The 246-nt window shown below is 58.1% G+C and carries 1 protein-coding gene; it reads left to right on the forward strand.

The features are described 5' to 3' along the window. Nucleotides 1–189, forward strand: a 189-nt coding sequence (locus AC1RPY_RS07595) for a hypothetical protein (protein WP_481763082.1), incomplete at its 5' end; no start/stop codon positions are given. Between the last annotated feature and the right edge of the window lie 57 nt (nucleotides 190–246).

Raw genomic sequence — 246 nt, forward strand, 5'->3', positions numbered from 1 at the left:
TGGCTGGCCGCGTCGCCCGAAGCGCTGCGCGTTGCCGCCGACTACCACGACTATCAGGCGACGATTGCCGACGCCTCAGACTATGGTGAGTGCGTGCCGCATCACGAGAACAGGGCCCGTGAACTCCGAGCCGAGGCCGCGCGTATCGAGCAATGTTACGACAACGGGGATGACCCGTACGAAGGATAAAAGATGAGCGAAAAAGAAAAACGTGTGTTTTTCACGCAAGAGTGGCAGAAGCATGAA

It is taken from the genome of Dellaglioa sp. CoH-56-MRSF-12, from assembly GCF_056782075.1.